Raw genomic sequence first — 20,381 nt, 5'->3', positions numbered from 1 at the left:
GACCGCGAAGCTGTGGTCGGTTCGTAGTTAGTTGTCGAAGTACAACCATTGCGTGTTTATAATAGTTGTATGACGACAACTAAAGCGACGCCGGTCGGAGTCTGGTTGAACCTGATGGCGTTGGTCATGGACAACAAGTGGATCGTGCGCGAGATGCTCGAGGACCGCACGCTCGGGCTGCCGTGGAGTGGCTATCGGGCCTTACGGCGAGTGGAGCGCACCCCGATGTCCCAGGGCGAGCTGGCGGAAAGAATGGGTGTCGACGCTCCGGCGATCTCGGGAACCGTCGGCGATCTGGCCGGCCGCGGTTTCGTGGAGCGGGTGGCGGACCCCAGCGATGGCCGTCGCAAGCTGGTGCACATCACCGAAGCCGGGCGGAACCTGCTGGAGAGCTTGCGCGGCACCGACGTCGTACCACCCCCGGTCGCGACGCTGACCGCGGCCGAGCGTCGCGAGCTCACCCGGATGATCGAGAAGATGCGCGAGGCGACCGAGCGATGAGCGATCTCAGTCGCAGTCGTCGGTTGGGAGTGCTCGCGATCTGCTGCATGAGCCTGTTCATCGTCGGGATCGACTCGACGGCGGTCAACCTCGCCATACCGTCGATCGGGCGTGACCTGGGCGCAAGCGGTTCTCAGCTGCAGTGGGTTGTCGACGCCTACACCTTGGTGCTCGCGAGCCTGCTGATGCTGTCCGGATCGATGGGGGACCGCATCGGCCGACGGAGGGTCTTCCAGGTCGGCCTCGTCCTCTTCGGGGTCGGCTCGATCTGCTGCTCCCTGGCGCCCAACCCAGGATTGTTGATCAGTGCGAGAGGCCTGCAGGCGATCGGTGGGTCGATGCTCAACCCGGTGGCAATGTCCATCATCACCAACACTTTTCGCGATCCTCGCGAACGCGCGCAGGCCATCGGCATGTGGGGCGGCGTGATCGGCCTGAGTATGGCGCTGGGACCGGTCATCGGCGGCGCGTTGGTCGCAGGTGTCGGCTGGCGGGCCATCTTCTGGATCAATGTGCCGGTGGTGGCTGCCGCCGTCATACTCACCGGGCTGTTCGTGCCCGAATCACGTGCCGACCGGGTGCGTCGTCTCGATCCGGTGGCGCAGGCGCTGGTGGTCGTGATGCTGACCGCCGTGACCTACGCGATCATCGAGGGCGGATCGCTCGGCTGGACCTCGGCCATCGTCCTGGGTTGCTTCGCTGCCACCCTGGTCGCCGCCGCTGTCCTGGTTCGATGGGAGTTGCGGCGCGCGGAGCCGTTGCTCGACCCGCGCTTCTTCCGCAGCATCCCGTTCAGCGGAGCCATCGTCTCCGCAGTCGTCGGATTCTGTGCGATGGCCGGGTTCCTCTTCCTCAATACCCTTTATTTGCAGGACGTTCGGGGCATGTCCGCGCTCCACGCGGGGCTGATGACACTGCCGATGGCGGTGTCCGTCGCTATCGTCGGGCCGGTGTCCGGGCGGATGGTCGGAGATCGTGGGGTGCGCCTGCCGATGTGCATAGCGGGCATCGGTATCGGACTGAGCGCCATACTCCTGCTGCGGATCGACAACCACACCAGCCTGGTCTACCTGGGCTTCGCCTACCTGTGCTTCGGTCTCGGCTTCGGGATGCTCAACGCGCCGATCACCAACTCGGCGATGTCGGGGATGCCGCGCGCGCAGGCCGGTGTGGCGGCCGCGATCGCGTCCACCAGCCGGCAGGTCGGTGGGTCGCTCGGCGTCGCGGTGCTGCCGGCGATCGCCTTCGGCCAGTTGCACGGGAGTATGGCGGGCGGCTTCGCGAGCGCAACGCATCCGGCCTGGATCGTCATGCTCGGCTGCGCAGTGGTCCTCGTCGGACTCGCGTTCGTCCTGACCGGGGGTATCGCACTGCGCTCCGGGCAACGCGTCGCAGCCGAGCTGGGAGCGTCGTGAGCACGATCTAGGGTGGAATCATGCGCGGTGAATACAAGGTTTTTGGTGGCAAGCTCGTCGCAGTCGATGTCGAGGTCGAATCCGGCCGATTGGCAAAGGTTTCCGTCTCCGGCGACTTCTTCCTCGAACCCGACGACGCGCTGGAGGACATCAATGCCGCGCTGACCGGTATGCCCGCCGATGCCTCGGTCGAGCAGCTTGCCGGTGCGATCACCGGAGCGCTGGATCCGCAGGTGAAGCTGATCGGTTTCGACGCGGACTCGGTGGGCGTGGCCGTGCGTCGCGCCCTCGGTAAGGCCACCGGCTGGGACGATCACACTTTCGACGTCATACCGGCGACCGTGCTGCGGCCGGTCGAGCACGTCGCTCTGGACGAGGTGATCGCGCGCGAAGTGGCTGCCGGGACGCGGCCGCCGACTCTCCGCTTCTGGGACTGGGACTCACCGCTGGTGGTCATCGGATCGTTCCAGAGCTATCGGAACGAGATCGATGCGGAAGGTGCCGCGAAGTACGGAATCGACGTCGTACGAAGGATTTCCGGCGGCGGCGCGATGTTCATGGAGCCCGGCAACTGCATCACCTACTCGCTGGTCGTGCCGACCTCCATGGTGGAGGGGCTGAGTTTCGAGCGGTCCTATGCATTCCTCGACGAGTGGGTGATGGGGGCGCTGGCCGAGGTCGGCATCAACGCCCACTACGTGCCGCTCAACGACATCGCCTCCGACAAGGGCAAGATCGCCGGTGCCGCGCAGAAGCGCTTCGCCGACGGCGCGGTGCTGCACCACGTGACGATGGCCTACGACATCGACGCCGACAAGATGCTCGAGGTGCTGCGCATCGGCCGGGAGAAGATGTCGGACAAGGGCACCAAATCGGCGAACAAGCGCGTCGATCCGATGCGTTCGCAGACGGGTCTGCCGCGCGAGCAGATCCTGGAGACGTTTACCCGGTCGTTCCTCGCGCGCTACCGGAGCGAGTTGTCGTCATACACCGACGACGAGTTGACCGAAGCGCGTCGCCTGGTCGAGGAGAAGTTCGGCACCCAGGAATGGACGCACCGCGTTCCCTGAGCGAGCGGGCGTCAGCCGCGCCCGAGCAGCGTGCCGCCGTTGACCTGCAGGATCTGGCCCGTCGTCCAGCCCGCATCCGGTGAGGCGAGATATGCGACAGCTTCGGCCACCTCGTCCGGCGTGCCAGGTCGTCCGGCAGGTATGACGGACGTGCGGCTCGCGGCGAGCTCCGGATTTTCGGCGAGGCGCTCGGCCCAGAACTCGGTGTCGGGGACGAAACCGGGTGCGATCGCGTTGACCGTAATGCCTTCTGCAGCAACGGAACTCGCCAGGTCGAGCATCCACGCGTTGACGGCTGCCTTGGCTGCGCCATACGAACCAGAACCCCGGAGGGCGGCGATCGAACTCATGGCGACGACGCGACCTCCCGGGCGGGACAAGTGCGGCAAAAGTGCATGGGCGAGCAACACCGTGGACAGCACATTCCCGTCGAAGTCGGCCCGCCACGACCGGGCAACGTCCTCGAGCGCAGCACCACCGCCGACGCCGTAGTTGCCGCCCGCGTTGGCGACCAGCACGTCGAGGCTGCCCCCGGCTGCCACTTCGTCAGCAAGAGTGCGGACGGCCTCGACATCGGTCAGGTCACAGCTGTGGGTGGTCACATTTGCCAGCTCGTCGACTTCGCGCAGCTCGTCGGCCGCAGCCGTAAGCACTTCGGCGCGACGACCGACGAGGATCAGCTCCGGCTCCTCGACGAGCATGCGGTGCGCGATGGCCTTGCCGATGCCGGTGCCGCCACCGGTGATGAGGATGCGTCGGGTCATATCGCCCACGCTAGTCACCGGTGTCTGGTGAGTTCCGAGAGGCCGAATGCGCCGGCGCCACCCACGATTGCTCCGGCGGCGAGCAGCATGGCCAGGCCGCCGGTGGTCTGGTGCTCAAGCAGCGAGTCGTGCAACGCGAAAAGTGTTGCGCCACCAACGCATCCGCCGACAACTCCCAGCATCGCAGGGGTGAAGGGCGGAGTGTCGGAGATGACCCGGAGGTAGGCGCCCGCCACCACGACGAGCGCGAACAGGCACGCCCAGACGAACACGGTGACGACGAGCAACAGGACCGGTGGATAGCGCTCGATGAAGACCTTCGGACCGAGGAGCGGGGCCGCGAGCGTCAGCGCGAAGAGGGCGGCCGCAGCGATGGGGCGTCGGCGCGCGCGAGCAACCAGGTGCAGGTCGACCCAGCGCACTGCGTCGCTCACTGCCCGGACGCGACTGCCGTGTGCAACGGCATACGCCATCGTGACCAGATCTGATAGCCAATCCGGTTGTGCTGCAGCGGTTCCCGCGCGACATACGGCACGCAATGCACTCGTGACCCAGAGGGCTGACCCGAATGTCATGACGGTGAGCAGCGCCAAGCCCCCGATCTGTATGCCGGTCGACGTTGTCCAGGTCGCACGATGTCGCTGCAGGATGACGGCGACCCACTCAGCTGCTTCGGTGGCCAGGCACACCCCGAGCGCGACGTTGGCCATCCGCAGCCGGTCGGCCAGCCGTCGGATCGGCACCGGCTCGGTGCGTCGGTCGAGCAGGGAACGTGCCACGACAGCCACGACGAGCACGGGCAGCACGACCAGGTCGAGCGAAACGAAGACGTCATACGGATCGTCCTGCCAGGGCTGGCGCAGGTTCAGCGCGTCGTCGTTCTTGCTGAGGGTCGTCACCACGGCGAACAGCGTCGCGACGACCATGCCGGTGCGCACCGCGCGTCCGGCGCGCAGCCGAGCCTCGTCACCGGCGGGAAGATGGTCCATCGCCCCATTGCTACACGCTGCGTAGTACGTGTCAAGTAGTAATGTGCTTCGCGCGACGGCTCCCCGGGGTAGTCACAGGCGGTCGACGTCGGTGAGGTCGAGCGTCTCGATGTCCGGTGTTTCAGCCGGATCGAGGAACCGGTCGATGGCACGACCGGCAGCGCTGCCGATCAGCGTGCCGGCTGCGACGGCGACGACGGACCCAATGGCAACCGTGATCGCATCGAACCCGCCGCGCCCGGTGGCGATCTCGGTGGTGCTGAGCAGACCGAGACTGCCGGGCACCAGCAGCCAGAAGGCGGGCAGGAAGACGACCAGCCGCAGGGGTCGGCCGGACAACCGGTGGACGACTGCGGCCGCGAGACCCGCGATGGTCGCACCGGCCAGTGCACCGAGGACGAGGCCGGAGAGCGACTGGACCGTCGACTGCGTCGCAAACGTCAGCGCGAGCACCAGCAGGATCCACGGTATGGCGGCCCGCGACGCGGCCACGTTGATGACGATGCCGCAACCGATCACCAGCACACCGATGTATGGCGCCAGCGGCCCCAGGTCCTGGGCACGCACATTCGTCAGCGCGTCCAACTGCACACCGGTGACTGAGACGGCCGAGAAGAGCCCGGCTGCGAAGAGCACCAGTTGCATGACGCCCGAGACGAGTCGTGAACTGCCCGCGACCGCGGCGCCGGAGGCGATCTCCGACATACCCGTGACGATCACCGACCCGGGGAGCAGCACGGCGAATGACGCGACCATCGTGCGGAGGGTCCCGTGCAACGGCCAGTGCTGCGCGACGAGCAGCACCAGCACGCCTACCGTGAACGAGGCGAGCAGCGGCAGGAGAGTGCGCACCAACGCGAACCGCCGGCTGAGGATCACCAGCAACATCACGAGCAGCGAACTCGCGGCAGCGGTGACCAGGTCGCGCCAGGTCGGCTGCAGGATCGCGCAGATGCCGGTGCCGATCGGGACCAGTGCGAGGTCGGAGAGCCAGACCGGGCGGGACGACGGCATCGCCTCGATGTCGTCGAGTTCGCGCAACGCCTCCCCGTCGCTGACGCCGCCGCGCATCAGCCGCTCGTAGACGTCCTGCACCCGGGTGACCTGCTCGAGGCGCAGCGACCCGGCGACGGGTTCGAAGCCGACCGGTTCGTCCACGCCGAGTCCGGCGAAGATCCCGGTCGGTGTTGCCGCGACCCGTGCTCCTGGAGCGCCCATCCGCCGGGCGAGGAGCGTCACCTGCCACTCGACGTCGGGCACGGGAGCCCCGCCGGCGAGCAGCGCGCTGCCCATCCGCAGCAGCACTTCACGCGTCGGGGCCGTCATACCGACCATGATGACGGGTTGGGGGAACAACAACTGTCGGTGGCGACGTTTACGGTTACGTTATGCGCCCCACCACTGACCTGCAGCGCCGTGTCGCGCCGTTCGAGGTCATCTCCGAATACACCCCGAGTGGTGACCAGCCGACGGCCATCGCCGATCTGGCGCGCCGGGTGAAGGCGGGGGACCAGGACACCGTGCTGCTCGGCGCGACCGGCACCGGTAAGTCCGCGACGACCGCCTGGCTGATCGAGCAGGTGCAGCGGCCGACGCTGGTGATGGCGCCCAACAAGACGCTGGCCGCGCAGCTGGCCAATGAGTTCCGCGAGTTGCTGCCCAACAACGCGGTCGAATACTTCGTTTCCTATTACGACTACTACCAGCCCGAGGCCTACATCCCGCAGACGGACACCTACATCGAGAAGGACTCCTCGATCAACGACGAGGTCGAGCGGCTGCGGCACAGCGCGACCAACTCCCTGCTCACCCGGCGTGACGTCATCGTGGTCGCTTCCGTGTCGTGCATCTACGGTCTGGGCACACCCCAGGAGTATGTCGACCGGATGCAGTCGTTGCGGGTCGGCGCGCAGCTCGACCGCGACGATCTGCTGCGCAAGTTCGTGCAGATGCAATACACCCGCAACGACCTGGCGTTCACTCGTGGCACCTTCCGGGTGCGTGGTGACACGGTCGAGATCATCCCGGTCTACGAAGAGCTGGCGATCCGGATCGAGTTCTTCGGTGACGAGATCGAGCGCATCTACACCCTGCACCCGCTGACCGGCGAGATCGTGCGCGAGGAGGAGGAGATGTATGTCTTCCCCGCCTCGCACTACGTCGCCGGCCCGGAGCGGATGGAGCGGGCGATCTCCTCGATCGAGACCGAGCTCGAAGATCGGCTGGGAGCGCTGGAGAAGCAGAACAAGCTGCTGGAGGCGCAGCGATTGCGGATGCGCACCACCTACGACATCGAGATGATGCGGCAGGTCGGCGCGTGCTCCGGCATCGAGAACTACTCGCGGCACATCGACGGCCGTGGTCCTGGCACGGCGCCCAACTGCCTGCTCGACTACTTCCCGGAAGACTTCCTGCTGGTCATCGACGAGTCGCACCAGACGGTGCCGCAGATCGGTGCGATGTACGAAGGCGACATGTCCCGCAAGCGGATGCTGGTCGACCACGGCTTCCGGCTGCCCAGCGCCATGGACAACCGGCCGCTGAAGTGGGAGGAGTTCCTCGAGCGCATCGGCCAGACGGTCTACCTGTCGGCGACGCCGGGCGACTACGAGCTGGCCAAGTCCGACGGGGTGGTCGAGCAGGTCATCCGGCCGACCGGTCTGGTCGACCCGGAGATCGTCCTGAAGCCCACCAAGGGCCAGATCGACGACCTGCTGCACGAGATCAACCAGCGCACCGAGCTGAACGAGCGGGTCCTGGTCACGACGCTGACCAAGAAGATGGCCGAGGACCTGACCGACTACCTGCTGGAAAAGGGCGTGCGGGTTCGCTACCTGCACTCCGAGGTCGACACCTTGCGCCGCGTCGAGTTGCTCCGTGAGCTGCGGATGGGGGAGTTCGACGTCTTGGTCGGCATCAACCTGCTGCGTGAGGGTCTTGACCTGCCCGAGGTGTCGCTGGTGAGCATTCTCGACGCCGACAAGGAGGGCTTCCTGCGCTCGGCGAGGTCCCTCATCCAGACCATCGGCCGAGCTGCCCGCAACGTCTCCGGGCAGGTTCACATGTATGCCGACAAGATCACGCCTTCGATGCAGCAGGCGATCGACGAGACGGGGCGTCGCCGGGAGAAGCAGATCGCCTACAACAAGGCAGCCGGTGTCGACCCGACGCCGCTGCGCAAGAAGATCGCCGACATCACTGACATGCTGCAACGCGAGGACGCTGACACGGATGCGTTGATGGGCAGCGGTCGTGCGCAGTCGCGGGGCAAGACCGACGGCCGCGGTAAGCGTGGCTTGCGCGGGGCAGTCGCAGCCGATGCGGAGGTGGCCGGTGGCGGCCGGGTCTCCGGTCTGCCGGCGGCCGACCTCGCCGGGCTGATCCAGGAGCTGACCGAGCAGATGCACCAGGCGGCAACCGACCTGCACTTCGAGCTGGCGGCGCGGCTGCGCGACGAGCTCGGGGACCTGAAGAAGGAGCTGCGTCAGATGCAGGCCGCCACGAAGTGACGTCCGGCTGAGCGGCCTGGTGCGGTGGGGAGCCCGGTCTACTACGTCACGTAGCATGTGCGCCATGGTCACCACTCTCGACGAGAACGCCGCCGCCGCCGCGAGCGTCACCACCAGCAAGCCCGCCCTCTTCTTCAAGATCGCGGCCTTCGCCGAAGCCGTGTCCTGGATCGGTCTGCTGATCGGCATGTTCTTCAAGTGGGTCGTGCAGTCCGGCGACTTCGGGGTGAAACTCTTCGGGCCGATCCACGGCACGATCTTCCTGCTCTACGTCATCAGCCTGATTGCCGTGTCGGTCACTCACAAGTGGACCGCGAAGGAGTCGCTGCTCGGACTGTTCAGCAGCATCCCGCCGCTGATGACCGTGTGGTTCGAGCGTCGCGCCGAGCGCCGCGGCGCGCTGGTCCGGCATACCGCCTGAGCGCCGTACATAACCGGCGACGGTCGCTGGTTGGTGGCGAGCAAACGGCCGAAACCCGTACCTAACCGGCGACGGTCGCTACTTCGGGACCTCCGCGGATGCGATCGAATCGCCGGTGATGATCAGCGCCACCCGCTTGCCGCGCCAACGACTCGCTGTCGCGCGAAGGAACGCCGCCGCCGCGGCGGCCGCACCCTCGACCACCAGCCCGTCCTCGGCCGCCAGCGCATCGAGGGCATCCTGCAGCTGCTGCTCGCTGACCGAGCTGATCTCATCGACGACCCGACTCGCGACGCGAAACGTGTAGCGGTTGTCGGCGCCCAGGTCACCGAGCAGGGAAGTAGCGATGGTCTCGACCTCGGGCACCGGCACCGGGTGGCCGGCGTCGAGTGACCTCAGCATGGCACCGGCTCGCTCGGCGCACACGCCGATCACCAGCGCCTCGGGTCGAATAGCCTTGATTGCCAGGCCGATTCCACTGATCAGCCCGCCGCCGGAGACTGGGACCACCACCGCGTCGAGGTCAGCAAGGTCTTCACACAGCTCGAGGCCGATGGTGCCCTGTCCGCTGATGACGTCCGGATGGTCGAACGGTGGCACGAATGCAAACCCACGGTCGGTCGCGAGTCGTCGGGCGTCCTCGATGGCCTCGCTCTGATCCTGGCTGGAGACGTCGACGGTGGCGCCGAGCTCTTCCAGAGCGCGGACCCGATAGGCGGGCAATGACGCCGCGACGAACGCAGTGACCGGCACGTCGAACTGTCGGCCCATGTAGGCGACCGCCCGCGCGTGATTGCCCGTCGACGCGGTCGTGATCCCCGGCAGGTCGCCACGCTCCCTGGCCGCCAGGATCGCGTTGCAGGCGCCGCGCACCTTGAAACTCCCGGTGGGTTGCTCGATCTCCAGCTTCAGGTGGACCTCACCGCCGGTCACGACACTGAGGTGGGCGCTACGTGGCGTCGTCGTATGCCGGACGTGTGGCCTGATGCGTTCGGCGGCGGCGCGGATGTCGTCGATGCCGGGCAGCGAGTCGTCGGACAGCGTGTCGTCGGACATCGCTCAACTCCCGGCGCTGCGGACGAAGCCGAGTTGCTTGTCGACCGGATGAGGCAACGGCTTGCCGTCCAGCCAGAGCTGCGCCAGGTCGACGAACTGCGCGGCGAGCGTGTCCAGCCAGCCGGCCGAGTCGCCGGACAGGTGCGGCGAGATCGCCAAGGTGGGCTCGTCCCAGAGCGGTGAATCGGGTGGCAGCGGCTCGGTCTGGAAGACATCGAGCGCAGCTCCGGCCAGTTCACCGGCGCGCAGTGCTTCGAGCAGGTCGGCCTCCACGACACTCGCACCGCGTCCGACATTGACGAAGTATGCCGAGGGCTTCATCGCCGCAAAAATGTTGCGGTCGAAGAGGTTTCGCGTGGCGTCGGTCAGCGGCGTCACATTGATCACGAAGTCGAACGCGCCCACCTCCGCAGCCAGGTCCGAGCTGGCGACGACAGTCCCGAAGTCCACATCGCCGGATCGGGCCGACCGCCCCGCTCCGGTCACCTCCACGTCGACCGCACGCAACAGGCGAGCGATCTCCCGGCCAATGTTTCCGGCGCCTACGACCAGGGCGCTGCGACCCCGCAACGGCAAGGTTTCGCGGTGCCGCCATACGTGCTCGCGCTGCAGGTCCTGCCCTTCACGCAGCAGCTTCAAGTGCGCCAGCACTGACGCCAGCACGAACTCCGCGATCGGCCGATCGAAGGTCCCTCGCGCATTGGTCACCACCACGTCCGACTCGCGCAGTTCTGGGAACAGCAGCTTGTCGACTCCGGCGGCGGCCACGTGGATCCATTGCAAGCTGTCGCACTGCCGCCATACCCCCTCGAGGGCCGAGGAGAAGAAGTCCCACAGCAGCAGGGCGTCGGCACCGTGCACTGCGTCGCCGAGCCCGGGCGCATCGGTGAAGCGGAACGTCGCGCGGGACTCGAGAGCGTCGAAACCTGCCGGGCGCTGGGTGGGGTCCGCGACGAGGACGGCAATCACTGGGAGAGACGAAGTCACCCCGCCAATAGAAATATGGCCGTGTCTGATTGTCAACAATCGATTCTGGATGCACCATGATCACGTGACCCAGATTGCCCCCGACGCCACTCTCAGTGGCCTTCGCTCCCGGCCGTTCCCGGAGCAGGAATACCTGACGCGACTCGTCGCTGTTCAGGAGCGTATGGCGGAGCGTTCGATCAGCTCGCTGATCGTCGCGGACCCCGCGAACATCTACTACCTGACGGGCTACAACGCATGGTCCTTCTACATGCCGCAGTGCCTGATCGTGCCGGTCGAGGGTGATTGTCACCTCTTCACCCGGACGATGGATGCTGCCGGGGCGCACTACACGGCGTTCCTGCCGGTCGACCGGATCCACGGCTACCCGGATTACCTCGTCAATCGGCCGGACGCCCATCCGTTCGACTGGGTGGTCGACCGGGCGATGGAGGTCGGTGTGCTGGTCGACGAGGTCGGTGCATATGTCGCGGCCGAGCTCGACGCACACTTCTTCTCGGTGCGCAGCTACCTCGCGATTCAGTCCGGGCTGAAGTGCTCGGCGCTGGTGGACAGCAACGAACTCGTCAACTGGGTGCGGGTGCGCAAGTCGCCCTTGGAACGCGAAAAGCTCCACACCGCAGGCAGAATCGCGCAACGGGTGATGGAGACCGCGCTGCAGGAACTCGAGCCTGGGCGCCGCCAATGTGACGTCGTCGCGGAGATCCAGCACGCGCAGGCGCTCGGCGCGCACAAGCTCGGCGGCGACTACCCGGCGATCGTGCCGATGCTCCCGACCGGGGAGACCGCGGGCACCCCGCACCTGACGTGGAGCGACCTGCCGCTGCAGAAGGGCGAGGCGACGACCATCGAGCTCGCCGGCGTCTTCCACCGCTACCACGCGCCGCTGGCCCGCACCGTCGTGCTCGGCAAGGCGCCACACAAACTGGTCGAGGTCGCCGACGCGACCAACGAGGGTATGGCGGCACTTCTGGAGAAGATGCGGCCCGGCAACCGCACCTGCGACGTGCACCAAGAGTTCGCGCAGACGATCGGCCGCTACGGGCTGACCAAGGAGTCGCGTATCGGCTACTCGATCGGCATCGGCTACCCGCCCGACTGGGGTGAGCGCACGATGAGTGTGCGGCCCGAGGACGAGACCGTGATCGAGGAGAACATGGCGTTCCACGTCATCCTCGGCATGTGGATGGACGGCTGGGGCTACGAGACCTCGGAGTCGATGCTGATCGGACCGAACGGCCCGGACCTGCTGACCGATGTTCCCCGTGGACTGACAGCGAAGGAGTGAGTATGACGCAGCAGACCCGACTGCCCCTGGCTTCCCGAACGACCGACCTGGTGGGGTCGGTCATCGACTCGAGCACGTCCCTGCTCGCGAAGCAGCAGCACGACATCGTGCGTTTCGCGATGGGCAGTCCGGCCCCCGAGGCCGTTCCGTCGCAGGTGCTCGGCGCGCTGGCGGCGTCCGAGCTCGGTCGGCCGGACGCCTACGACTATGGCGCGAGTGAGGGCGACCCGCGCCTGCGGGAAGCGCTGCTCGCCGAGCTGGACGGCACAACGGATCAGACGAGCCCGGATCGGCTGCTGATCACCGCCGGGGGATGCAGGGTCTCGACCTGGCCTTCAAGCTCTTCGTCGATCCGGGCGATCTGGTCGTCGTCGAGTCACCGACATACACCAACGGTTCGGCGACCGCGCTGTCCTACCAGGCGCAACTGCTCGAGGTCCCCGTCGACGACGAGGGGATGCAGGTGGACCGGCTGGAGGAGCTGGTCCAGCAGGCGGGCCGGACGCCGAAGGCGATCTACGCCATACCGACGTTCCAAAACCCTTCCGGCGCCTCGCTTTCCGTCGAGCGGCGCCGTCGGTTGATCGAGCTGACCCGGCGGTGGGGGAGTCTGCTGATCGACGACGACCCGTACGGCCGGTTGCGCTTCGCCGGCGACGACGTGCCGTCGTTGCAGGAGCTGGCCGACGGCGACCCGCTGGTGCTGTCGGTGCGGACCTTCTCCAAAATCATGGCGCCGGGTCTCCGGGTGGGCTGGGTCGACGCCGATCCGTCGCTGCAGCAGCTGCTGATCAACGCCAAGCAGGCGATGGACACCTGCACCAATCTGCCGCTGCAAAGGGTGATCGCCGCGTTCCTGGAAGGCGGTCACCTGAGCGAGCACCTGACCACTCAGCGGGCGGCATACCGCGAGCGGAAGGTCGCGATGCAGGAGGCGTTGGCGCAGCATTTCGGCGACCGGGCGAGATGGACCGACCCGGAGGGCGGCTTCTTCCTGTGGGTCACGTTCGACCAGACCGTCGACACCGAAGCGCTCTTCGAGATCGCACTTGCCGAGGGAGTGGCGTTCATCCCCGGCAACGCGTTCTCACCGAGCAAGTTCTTCCCCAACGCGCTGCGACTGTGCTTCGCGTCCTCGACGCCGGACCGGATCCGTGAGGGAATCGCGCGGCTGGCGCGGGCGGTCGACCGCAGTGGGTTGTCATCGTGACCGAACCCGTTATGGCACAACAGGTTTCGCCGCTCGAGGCTGCCGCCCTCGGACTGATCATCGAGGCCGATCTGGTGGCGTTGACGCAGGAGTTCGTGCGTCAGCCGGGCGAGAATCCGCCCGGCGAGGAAGCCGCACGTGTCAAGGCACTTGTCGCGGCGTGCCGCGTCCGCGATCTCATGGTGCACACGACGTCCGCGGCCGATGGGCGCGACAACGTCAATGCCACGACGACCGGCGGCAGCGGTCCGCGGCTGTTGCTGCTCGGGCACACCGACGTCGTCCCGGTCGGCGACGGGTGGATGGTCGAGCCGTTCGGCGGAGTCGTGCGCGACGGCCGGATCTTCGGTCGCGGGACGAGCGACATGCTCGGCGGACTGGCCGCGAGCGTGGTGGCCATGGATGCCGTGCAGCGTGCGGCGAGGTCGACCGGCACGGCTCTGTCCGGTCGGATCGAGCTGGCTGCCACCGTCGACGAGGAAGAGGGTGGTCTCGGGATCCGGCGGTTCATGGCGGAAGACCCACCGTCATACCTGGGGTGCATCACGGCCGAGCCGACCGATCTGCAGACCATCGTCGCCGCCCGTGGTGATTGCTACCTGGACATCACCGTGCACGGCCGGGCGGCACACGCCGGCCGGCCGTCCGACGGACGCAACGCGATCTACGGTGCCGCGCGCGTGATCGAGTCCTTGCGCTCCTGGAACGACGAACTCGCGAAGAAGCCACACCCGCTCGTCGGGCCCGCCACCTGGAGCGTCGGCATCGTCACCGGCGGGCAGGGCACGGCGATCGTGCCGGCCGCGTGTCGCGTTCAGGCGGACCGGCGGCTGCTGCCGGGCGAGGATCCCGACGTGGTCCTTGCGGCGGTCGTCGAGCGGATCGACAAGCTCGGCCTGGCCGACGACGACCTGCGCGCCGAAGTCAGGATGCCGATGAGTATGCCGGGCTTCGAGACGCCTGCCGCCGGTGGCTTCGCGGAAGCCGTCGACCTCGCCCTCGCCGATTCGGGCGGGCCCGGACTGCCGCCGGGTGGTTGGACCGCTGCGTGCGACGGCGGCTTCGTCAGCCGCGATTTCGGCGTGCCGACGGTGGTGCTCGGCCCCGGTTCGGTCAACGACCAGGCGCACCGGCCGGACGAATCGGTCTCGATCGCCGAGTTGGTGACGGCGGCGCAGACCTATGTACGCGTGGCGGCGCGGCTGCTGACGAGGCGCGGATCACCGTCGTGACGTCACGGCGCCATACCAGACGGATAATCTGCTCATCGGGAACGGCAAGGAGACGAACGGTATGACGAGCGCTGGGACGGAACGCCGCTCCCTCGAGCCAGTGATGCGGAAATCGACCGCGGCCATGATCGCGGACAGTGTCCGCGGTGCGCTGGAGCGTGGCGACCTTCCGCCCGGAGCGCAGCTGGGTGAGGCGGAGCTCGCCCGCCAACTGGGCGTCAGCCGCGGCCCGTTGCGTGAAGGGTTGCAACGGCTCACCCAGGAGGGGCTGCTGCTGTCCATCCGCAACCGCGGGCTGTTCGTCATCGAGATGACGCCGGATCGGGTGCGGGACATGTATGTCGCGCGGTCGGCCGTCGAGCGCGCAGCCGCCGAGCAGATCCATCTCGGCACCCCGGCGGAGGCCGGCGCCGAGCTGCTGAAGATCACCGACGCCATGAGTGCGACCGCTGAGGTGGACGATCGAAGCGGCGTCGGTGAAGCCGACATCGCCTTCCACGACGTGCTGGTCGGGTTCGCCGGCAGCCCCCGACTGTCCCGGATGCACCGCACGCTGCTGACCGAAACGCGGATGGGCATCCACGCGCTCGATCCGACTTACGAGGGCGCGGACACTCGGGTCGCCGAACACCGTGCAATTGCACAGTCATTCATCGATCGAGACCCGGACAAGACTGACCGGTTGCTGCGACTGCACATGGCGGATGCCGTCGAGCGATTGATCCCCTGCGACGACTGAGCTGCGCGCCGGCGCGGTCCGCGTCAAGATCTGGACATGACTTTCACCTATGCGGATCGCGCGGTCGCTCGGCACTTCGAGTCCGACGATTCTGAAGGACTTACGAACCAGCTGAACGAGTATTTCCATGACCTTGCTGATCGGGACGCAGCGGCCGAGGTGACCGTGCTTGCCGGACCGCAGGTTTGGTGCACACCCGACGGGCGTGTTCACGCGTTGCTGATTGTGAAGAGTGCGACGGAGCAGAACCCCTATGAGGGACTCGGACTGGGTCTCCATCCAAGCTGACACGACGCCCGTCCATGGCCGCCGCGGGACACGGCGCCACGGGAAGCTTGTACCCGCTTGGCGGCGCGAGGCTCTGCGACGCAGGGCGCGGCGAAGGCGGGTTTCGGCACGGCCGCCGGGTGCTTTCGGGGCGTGCTCACGCCGCCGGACTGGCGGCCACCGCGTTAGCCGAATTACCGAAATGTGTTCGATTAAATACTAGTCATGGACGCGGGTTCCAGGTATCCTGTAGGTAGGCGAAAACGCTTACAGGGGAAGGGGATTCACGCAATGAGCATCGGTTATTCGATACTGGATGGTGTCCCTGTGGCGGAGCCTGGTCGTGGACCGGAAGTGCTTGCCGCGTTGCAGGCTGCCGCGCAGCTGTTGGACGAGGTTCCCGGTGCGGTGCACCAGCTCGGCGAGGACCAGGAAGGCGAGTTGGTCTCGACGCTGTTGCGGTTGCATGGTCGGGCTGCCCAGGTAGCCACCGTTGTCACTGCGGACGCAGTGGACCGGGGTGCGGTGACTAAGTCCGATGCGGTCACCACGGCACAGTGGATGGCGTCACGCACCAGGGACGGCGTTCCGGTGGAAGCCAAGGCGATCCGGGTGATGGCGTCGGTGGCTGATGCGTGCCAGCACCGCAAGAACACGGTGATCGGGCGGGCATTATTGAAGGGGTCGTGTTCGGTGGAATCCGCTCGGACCGCGCTGCTCCAGGCCGACAAGGTCGGACCAGTGATCCCGACCGCGGAGCGTGACGAGGTGCTGGGCTGGTTCCTGCAAATCGACCCGGCGCTCGGGTGTGATGAGTTGACGAAGTTGACGCGGCGGATCATTGATCTGTTCGCACCGGAGAAACTATCCAAGGACGACGAGACGTTGGAAGGCACCGAATCCCTCTCCTGGTCCACCACTGCGACCGGGATGACCCGGTTGGTGGCGGAGTTGTCGCCGGCGAACGCCGCGATCCTGAAGGAAGCGATCAACGCCAAGTCCGCGCCACGACCGGCGAAACCTGCTGACACGAAAGACAAAACAAGCAAGGCTGACGGACCCGACGAGACAGACGGCGCCAACGAACGCGACAAGACGGCCGGGACCAGTCGGAGCCACAGCTCGGGTGCGGCGTTCGGTCTCCACCTCGACGGCGATGTTGAGGCTGCCGAATCTTCCATCAGTTCTGAACCGGTGCGGGATGAGCGGTCCCCGGGCAAACGCCGGGCCGATGCGTTGATGGACCTGGTCGGGGCCGGTGCCCGCGCAGCAGCCGGGGACGGCACCCAAGCGAGCGCGGCGACCGTGTTGCTGACGATGGGTTTACAGGAGTTGCTGGCCGGTCACGGTGCCACCACCAGCACCGGTGACGTGCTCGACGCGGGTGCTGCCCGCCGGTTCGCGTGCACCGCCGACCTCATCCCGGTCGTGCTCGGCGGACCGAGTCAGCCGTTGGATGTGGGGCGGCGAGAACGTTTGGCCACCAAAGCAATCCGGGTCGCAGTCATCCTACGAGACGGCGGATGCACGTTCCCCGGTTGTGACCGGCCACCGGGTTTCTGCGAGATCCACCATGTCAGACCGTGGTGGGCCGGCGGCGAAACTTCCCTGTCCAACTCGACGCTGTTGTGCGGCCGTCATCATCAGGGCGTGCACCGGCAGGGTTACACCGCCGACATACAACCCGACCGCGTGATCTGGGACCTCACACCCGGCCAGATGCCCGGCCACCAGACCGGCGCAGCCTGACCCGAGAACGCACGCCAGTCCGCGCACCGGATCCGCTGTGTCGCCAAGGGTTCTCGCTTCAATAGATGATCGTTTATCGAAACTGGTGAGGTTCATTCCGCACAGGGCCGAGGGCCGTGGGCGACCAACCCCTCGAGTGGACCACTGCTCGGCCAAGTCCATCAGCAGGTGCCACGCTGGCTCTTTGATCGCGCCGTACGTGGACAGGTCATGCGCGGCGTCTGCAGCCGCGATCTTGAGTTGCGCCCACCTCTGTACATGTCCAGGGTTCACCCGGAGAAAGTCGCGGAACAGCAAAGCCAGTCGTGTGGTGGGCGCACCCGCCAGCCGCACGTGGATGTTAACCGTACGGCCACTATGGGTGGGGCGAAGACCATCTTCGGCCACAGTCGGTCCTGCGCGGGCTCGTCGTTGTTCCACGGTTCCGGGCGGCGGCGGAACCCGGCTTTGGTGAGCGAGGTACCTGCTGTGGTCGTGTCAAGGTCAGTGACCACAATCATCATGTCGAGGCAGTCCTTGGCACTCATGCCCGGGATCGAAGTCGATCCGATGTGCTCGACCGCAACTGCGTCTGGAATCAGCTCGCGCAGGCGGGCGGCGAGTTCGTGCGCTTCGTCTGCCCACGTCTGCTGGTAGGCGAGAACCTCAACGCCGATCGGTGACAGTTCGTCGGGAAACGGCACGTCCGAAGTGTAGAAGGCCTGACGCGAAGGGACGGCTATCCACGCATCCGGTTGAACTGTGCTCGACAGTGTCGGATGCCGCTACGGCCGCTGCGTATCCGGGAGATTCTTAATCATCGTTACGCGCGGCCACCGCTCGTAGCCGGCTTCTCGTTGACGTGCACGAATGGCGGCTAGGCCGGAAGGAGTGGCGGCTTCCGCCAGTCCGCGCCAACCCAAACGCTGGTAGTACGGCGCGTTCCATGGAACATCGCGAAACGTCGTCAAGGACAGCCGGGTCAGGTCTTGGGCGTGTGCCAGGCATTCTGCGGCCGCCAGCAGCATTGCGCCGATACCGCGCCGCCCAAAGCGGGATCGGATGCTGACGCCTGCGACATATAAGGTCTCGTCGATCGGTCGGCACTCGATGAATCCAGCGACCACGCCGTCACAGTCTGCAATCAACAGATTCCCTGCGGCATGTGCAGTCTGCAGCCCCGCTAGGTCAGGCTCGTTGCCGGCGGCGACCAGCGACATGCCCACCAGGTCGTACAAACGATGACTCTCGGTTTCGATCTCGGGCAGGTCTGGCACCTCGGCCGCGGTGGGTCGACGAATCACTGGCTGCTCGCTCGTGGTCACACTCGAACAAAACCTGACCTTCGGCTGGCGTGCAAGCGAGCTCGAACCTTAACTCGCTGTCGAATCAACGCTCTGTGTCGGTCGACGATCGGCACACGGGACTATTGGTCCCATGATCGCCACGAATGATCGCGCAGGCCGCCCGGCGTTGTCGCTCGACCTTGCTGCGCCAAGTCATCGAGCGCACGTCCCGACCGCAACTCCTGCGGCGGCGCCCGCGTCGTTCGAGGGCTGCCAGGACGCGCACATATTTCTGCCGCCGATCGGGTGCTACTTCAGCGTCCAAGCTGCGCCACAAGCGGTGCACCGCATCGACGTGCGGTCGCCTTTGGCCGCGAGGGCACCCACGACACCAAATGCAACCGACGCAGCAACCTTGTGGCCCTTCATCGGTTCGACGAGGACCGTCTTCTCACCATGGCAGTGCGGGCAATCCGCAGTGGGCTGTTTCGGGGCTTCGCCGGTTTGCCAGCACGGGTGCGCTCTGCCTCCTCCCGCTTTCGATCCCGTTCAGCTTGCAGTTCTTCTTCCATTGGCGGATAGACGCGGTGATAGACACCTGCTGAGTCGGTGTACCAGTCCTCGGTCTTCTCGACGTCGCCATTGGCCAGTAGCTGGCGTCGAGCGTCCCACCTCGTGCCGGTCCAGTAGCGCTCCTGCCGTTCACCGTCGGGGTACCAGCCCTCTGGTTGACCATCCATTGCCTTCTTCTTTAGCAACCCCATGTGCGGAGCGTACGACTTGCCAGGAAATTTCGGCCACGAATCGCGCAGACCCGCAGACGGCGTGGCAAAGCCGAACAATTGCGACCCACAGGACGCGTATGACTGTCAAGCGCAGCGAGCCCTGCCCCGCGATCCTCAGGTCACCCTTGGATTGACGAACTCGGCTAAAGCGGGCGGCAGTGCCAATACGCCATTCACGTTCGCACCGCTTAGGTAGCCGATCGCCTATCGATACTGCTTGTCCGCGACACTGTCCGTATGGAGATCACGGGCCTTGGCTGGAGCGGAACACGTACTGACCGCGGTGGCGCGCTGGCGGCCTTCTACGAGAATGTGTTGGGCTTACAACCAGTACATGCCGAACCGGGCTTCTGGGTCTTCCGACTACCGGACGGCCGCAACGTGGAAGTGTTTGGGCCGAACTACCCCGGTAAGGAGCACTTCGACACCGGTCCGGTCGTCGGTTTCGCGGTGCGCGATCTCGACGCAGCTGTGGCCGAGTTGCGGGCTGCCGGGGTGGACCTGCTCGGTGACGGCGGCCCGAGCTGGCAACAGTTCCGTGCACCAGACGGCAACGTCTATGAACTCGTTACCGACTGACTCGAAGTCGCCCCGGTAGAGATCCTTCGGTGGGACAAGCGCGCGGATCGCGGCGTGAGCGGTCAGACTTAGCCAGTCGTTATCAAGTGATCGAGGAACTCCTTGACCGACCTCTTCGACTTGAGCACATGGACGGCAAGGTGCTGACCATGCTCTGCAACGATCCGTCTCTCGGACTCGGGTTCTGAATGGCGGTTGCGCCAGATGAGCACGGCGAGTCTGGATTCATCTCGTAGCCGCTGCCACCGCGTGTACATGCTGCCTTCTGGCAACGCGCCTGGCATTCGGAAGCCTCGGAGGAGAGCCCGTCCAGCGCAAAGCCACCACGGCATGTCGAGAACTACGAGTGTGTCTGCGCCCTTCAGACGAAGCGCAAGTGTTTCGCTGTAGTTACCATCGGCAATCCAGGCGTCCCCAGCGAGCACATGCTGCTGAACGGTGCGCCATTCGTCCTCTGAAGGCTCAACCCATCCTGGCTTCCAGAAGTGAAGATCTAGGTGGATGACGGGCAAGCCGGTCTTTCGGGCGAGGGCGACAGCAAACGTGCTCTTGCCC

Annotated in this window: 19 protein-coding genes and 1 pseudogene; 11 read left to right on the top strand and 9 right to left on the bottom strand. The window is 66.2% G+C overall.

All coding sequences use genetic code 11. The features are described 5' to 3' along the window. Window positions 1-69 precede the first annotated feature (69 nt). Genes ACFQDH_RS18880 through ACFQDH_RS18870 form a run of 3 tightly spaced genes read left to right on the top strand, consistent with a single transcriptional unit; the run spans window position 70 to window position 2,986 of the window. Entirely contained in the window at window positions 70-501 is a 432-nt protein-coding gene (locus ACFQDH_RS18880) for a MarR family winged helix-turn-helix transcriptional regulator (RefSeq protein ID WP_382403932.1), read from the top strand. Beyond that, complete coding sequence (locus ACFQDH_RS18875) at window positions 498-1,916, top strand: MFS transporter (RefSeq protein ID WP_382403931.1); 1,419 nt, start codon at window positions 498-500, stop codon at window positions 1,914-1,916. The genes ACFQDH_RS18880 and ACFQDH_RS18875 overlap by 4 nt, the downstream gene beginning before the upstream one ends. 20 nt (window positions 1,917-1,936) lie before the next feature. Further along, window positions 1,937-2,986 (top strand): lipoate--protein ligase family protein, encoded by a 1,050-nt coding sequence (locus ACFQDH_RS18870; protein WP_382403930.1) that lies wholly within the window; start codon window positions 1,937-1,939, stop codon window positions 2,984-2,986. 11 nt (window positions 2,987-2,997) lie between these two features. Here ACFQDH_RS18870 and ACFQDH_RS18865 read toward each other — a convergent pair whose 3' ends face one another. The 3 genes from ACFQDH_RS18865 to ACFQDH_RS18855 all read right to left on the bottom strand — a co-directional run bounded on the left by ACFQDH_RS18865 (window position 2,998) and on the right by ACFQDH_RS18855 (window position 6,065). Then, window positions 2,998-3,750: an SDR family NAD(P)-dependent oxidoreductase gene (locus ACFQDH_RS18865; protein ID WP_382403929.1), complete on the bottom strand. Its 753-nt coding sequence runs from the start codon at window positions 3,748-3,750 to the stop codon at window positions 2,998-3,000. A gap of 14 nt (window positions 3,751-3,764) precedes the next feature. Beyond that, window positions 3,765-4,739, bottom strand: coding sequence for a hypothetical protein (locus ACFQDH_RS18860; protein WP_382403928.1), 975 nt, complete (start codon window positions 4,737-4,739; stop codon window positions 3,765-3,767). Between the two features lie 72 nt (window positions 4,740-4,811). Continuing rightward, window positions 4,812-6,065 carry a threonine/serine exporter family protein gene (locus ACFQDH_RS18855; RefSeq protein WP_382403926.1) on the bottom strand — a complete coding sequence of 418 codons (1,254 nt, stop codon included), beginning with the start codon at window positions 6,063-6,065 and terminating at the stop codon, window positions 4,812-4,814. Window positions 6,066-6,127: 62 nt separating this feature from the next. Here ACFQDH_RS18855 and uvrB point away from each other — a divergent pair, with 62 nt between their 5' ends. Both uvrB and ACFQDH_RS18845 read left to right on the top strand, forming a co-directional pair. After that, entirely contained in the window at window positions 6,128-8,248 is a 2,121-nt protein-coding gene (uvrB, locus tag ACFQDH_RS18850; RefSeq protein ID WP_382403925.1) for an excinuclease ABC subunit UvrB, read from the top strand. 64 nt (window positions 8,249-8,312) lie between these two features. Beyond that, entirely contained in the window at window positions 8,313-8,669 is a 357-nt protein-coding gene (locus ACFQDH_RS18845) for a DUF3817 domain-containing protein (RefSeq protein WP_382403924.1), read from the top strand. Between the two features lie 78 nt (window positions 8,670-8,747). Here ACFQDH_RS18845 and ACFQDH_RS18840 read toward each other — a convergent pair whose 3' ends face one another. Beyond that, a complete protein-coding gene (locus ACFQDH_RS18840) occupies window positions 8,748-9,725 on the bottom strand; it encodes a pyridoxal-phosphate dependent enzyme (RefSeq protein WP_382403923.1) in 978 nt (325 codons plus the stop codon). A 3-nt stretch (window positions 9,726-9,728) separates the two neighbouring features. Beyond that, entirely contained in the window at window positions 9,729-10,712 is a 984-nt protein-coding gene (locus tag ACFQDH_RS18835; protein ID WP_382403922.1) for a D-2-hydroxyacid dehydrogenase, read from the bottom strand. A 64-nt stretch (window positions 10,713-10,776) separates the two neighbouring features. On the opposite strand from ACFQDH_RS18835, the gene ACFQDH_RS18830 reads away from it, so the two are divergent. The 5 genes from ACFQDH_RS18830 (at window position 10,777) to ACFQDH_RS18810 (ending at window position 17,197) form a co-directional block, all read left to right on the top strand. Beyond that, window positions 10,777-12,000, top strand: a complete 1,224-nt coding sequence (locus tag ACFQDH_RS18830; protein WP_382403921.1) for a M24 family metallopeptidase — start codon at window positions 10,777-10,779, stop codon at window positions 11,998-12,000. 313 nt (window positions 12,001-12,313) lie between these two features. Beyond that, on the top strand, window positions 12,314-13,210 hold the full coding sequence (locus ACFQDH_RS18825) for an aminotransferase-like domain-containing protein (RefSeq protein WP_382403920.1): 897 nt from the start codon (window positions 12,314-12,316) through the stop codon (window positions 13,208-13,210). Then, window positions 13,207-14,442: a M20 family metallopeptidase gene (locus ACFQDH_RS18820; protein WP_382403919.1), complete on the top strand. Its 1,236-nt coding sequence runs from the start codon at window positions 13,207-13,209 to the stop codon at window positions 14,440-14,442. The genes ACFQDH_RS18825 and ACFQDH_RS18820 overlap by 4 nt, the downstream gene beginning before the upstream one ends. Window positions 14,443-14,503: 61 nt before the next feature. Beyond that, window positions 14,504-15,181, top strand: coding sequence for a GntR family transcriptional regulator (locus ACFQDH_RS18815; RefSeq protein ID WP_382403918.1), 678 nt, complete (start codon window positions 14,504-14,506; stop codon window positions 15,179-15,181). A 594-nt stretch (window positions 15,182-15,775) separates the two neighbouring features. Continuing rightward, a complete protein-coding gene (locus ACFQDH_RS18810) occupies window positions 15,776-17,197 on the top strand; it encodes an HNH endonuclease signature motif containing protein (RefSeq protein ID WP_382403917.1) in 1,422 nt (473 codons plus the stop codon). Between the two features lie 234 nt (window positions 17,198-17,431). Here the strand turns inward: ACFQDH_RS18810 and ACFQDH_RS18805 are convergent. The 4 genes and pseudogenes from ACFQDH_RS18805 to ACFQDH_RS18790 all read right to left on the bottom strand — a co-directional run. After that, a pseudogene (locus ACFQDH_RS18805) lies at window positions 17,432-17,494 on the bottom strand (hypothetical protein); the annotation flags it as partial. Beyond that, window positions 17,467-17,880 (bottom strand): GrpB family protein, encoded by a 414-nt coding sequence (locus ACFQDH_RS18800; protein ID WP_382403916.1) that lies wholly within the window; start codon window positions 17,878-17,880, stop codon window positions 17,467-17,469. The gene ACFQDH_RS18800 and the pseudogene ACFQDH_RS18805, both read right to left, overlap by 28 nt. 81 nt (window positions 17,881-17,961) lie before the next feature. Next, window positions 17,962-18,501: a GNAT family N-acetyltransferase gene (locus tag ACFQDH_RS18795; RefSeq protein ID WP_382403915.1), complete on the bottom strand. Its 540-nt coding sequence runs from the start codon at window positions 18,499-18,501 to the stop codon at window positions 17,962-17,964. Between the two features lie 386 nt (window positions 18,502-18,887). Beyond that, window positions 18,888-19,226, bottom strand: coding sequence for a hypothetical protein (locus tag ACFQDH_RS18790; RefSeq protein ID WP_382403914.1), 339 nt, complete (start codon window positions 19,224-19,226; stop codon window positions 18,888-18,890). A 258-nt stretch (window positions 19,227-19,484) separates the two neighbouring features. Between ACFQDH_RS18790 and ACFQDH_RS18785 the strand changes: the two genes are divergently transcribed. Beyond that, the gene (locus tag ACFQDH_RS18785; protein WP_382403913.1) at window positions 19,485-19,826 is read left to right on the top strand and encodes a VOC family protein; all 342 of its coding nucleotides are present in this window, start codon (window positions 19,485-19,487) and stop codon (window positions 19,824-19,826) included. Window positions 19,827-20,381: the final 555 nt, after the last annotated feature.

Origin of the sequence: Flexivirga alba (assembly GCF_042661025.1) — a bacterium.
Classification (GTDB): domain Bacteria; phylum Actinomycetota; class Actinomycetes; order Actinomycetales; family Dermatophilaceae; genus Flexivirga; species Flexivirga alba.
This window is presented reverse-complemented; position numbering and strand designations above follow the sequence as displayed.

Coding starts and splice junctions, on each gene's coding strand:
- ACFQDH_RS18880 (WP_382403932.1), top strand. CDS start 70: ATGACGACAACTAAAGCGACGCCGGTCGGAGTCTGGTTGAACCTGATG.
- ACFQDH_RS18875 (WP_382403931.1), top strand. CDS start 498: ATGAGCGATCTCAGTCGCAGTCGTCGGTTGGGAGTGCTCGCGATCTGC.
- ACFQDH_RS18870 (WP_382403930.1), top strand. CDS start 1,937: ATGCGCGGTGAATACAAGGTTTTTGGTGGCAAGCTCGTCGCAGTCGAT.
- ACFQDH_RS18865 (WP_382403929.1), bottom strand. CDS start 3,750: ATGACCCGACGCATCCTCATCACCGGTGGCGGCACCGGCATCGGCAAG.
- ACFQDH_RS18860 (WP_382403928.1), bottom strand. CDS start 4,739: ATGGACCATCTTCCCGCCGGTGACGAGGCTCGGCTGCGCGCCGGACGC.
- ACFQDH_RS18855 (WP_382403926.1), bottom strand. CDS start 6,065: ATGACGGCCCCGACGCGTGAAGTGCTGCTGCGGATGGGCAGCGCGCTG.
- uvrB (WP_382403925.1), top strand. CDS start 6,128: ATGCGCCCCACCACTGACCTGCAGCGCCGTGTCGCGCCGTTCGAGGTC.
- ACFQDH_RS18845 (WP_382403924.1), top strand. CDS start 8,313: ATGGTCACCACTCTCGACGAGAACGCCGCCGCCGCCGCGAGCGTCACC.
- ACFQDH_RS18840 (WP_382403923.1), bottom strand. CDS start 9,725: ATGTCCGACGACACGCTGTCCGACGACTCGCTGCCCGGCATCGACGAC.
- ACFQDH_RS18825 (WP_382403920.1), top strand. CDS start 12,314: ATGCAGGGTCTCGACCTGGCCTTCAAGCTCTTCGTCGATCCGGGCGAT.
- ACFQDH_RS18815 (WP_382403918.1), top strand. CDS start 14,504: ATGACGAGCGCTGGGACGGAACGCCGCTCCCTCGAGCCAGTGATGCGG.
- ACFQDH_RS18790 (WP_382403914.1), bottom strand. CDS start 19,226: ATGGGGTTGCTAAAGAAGAAGGCAATGGATGGTCAACCAGAGGGCTGG.
- ACFQDH_RS18785 (WP_382403913.1), top strand. CDS start 19,485: ATGGAGATCACGGGCCTTGGCTGGAGCGGAACACGTACTGACCGCGGT.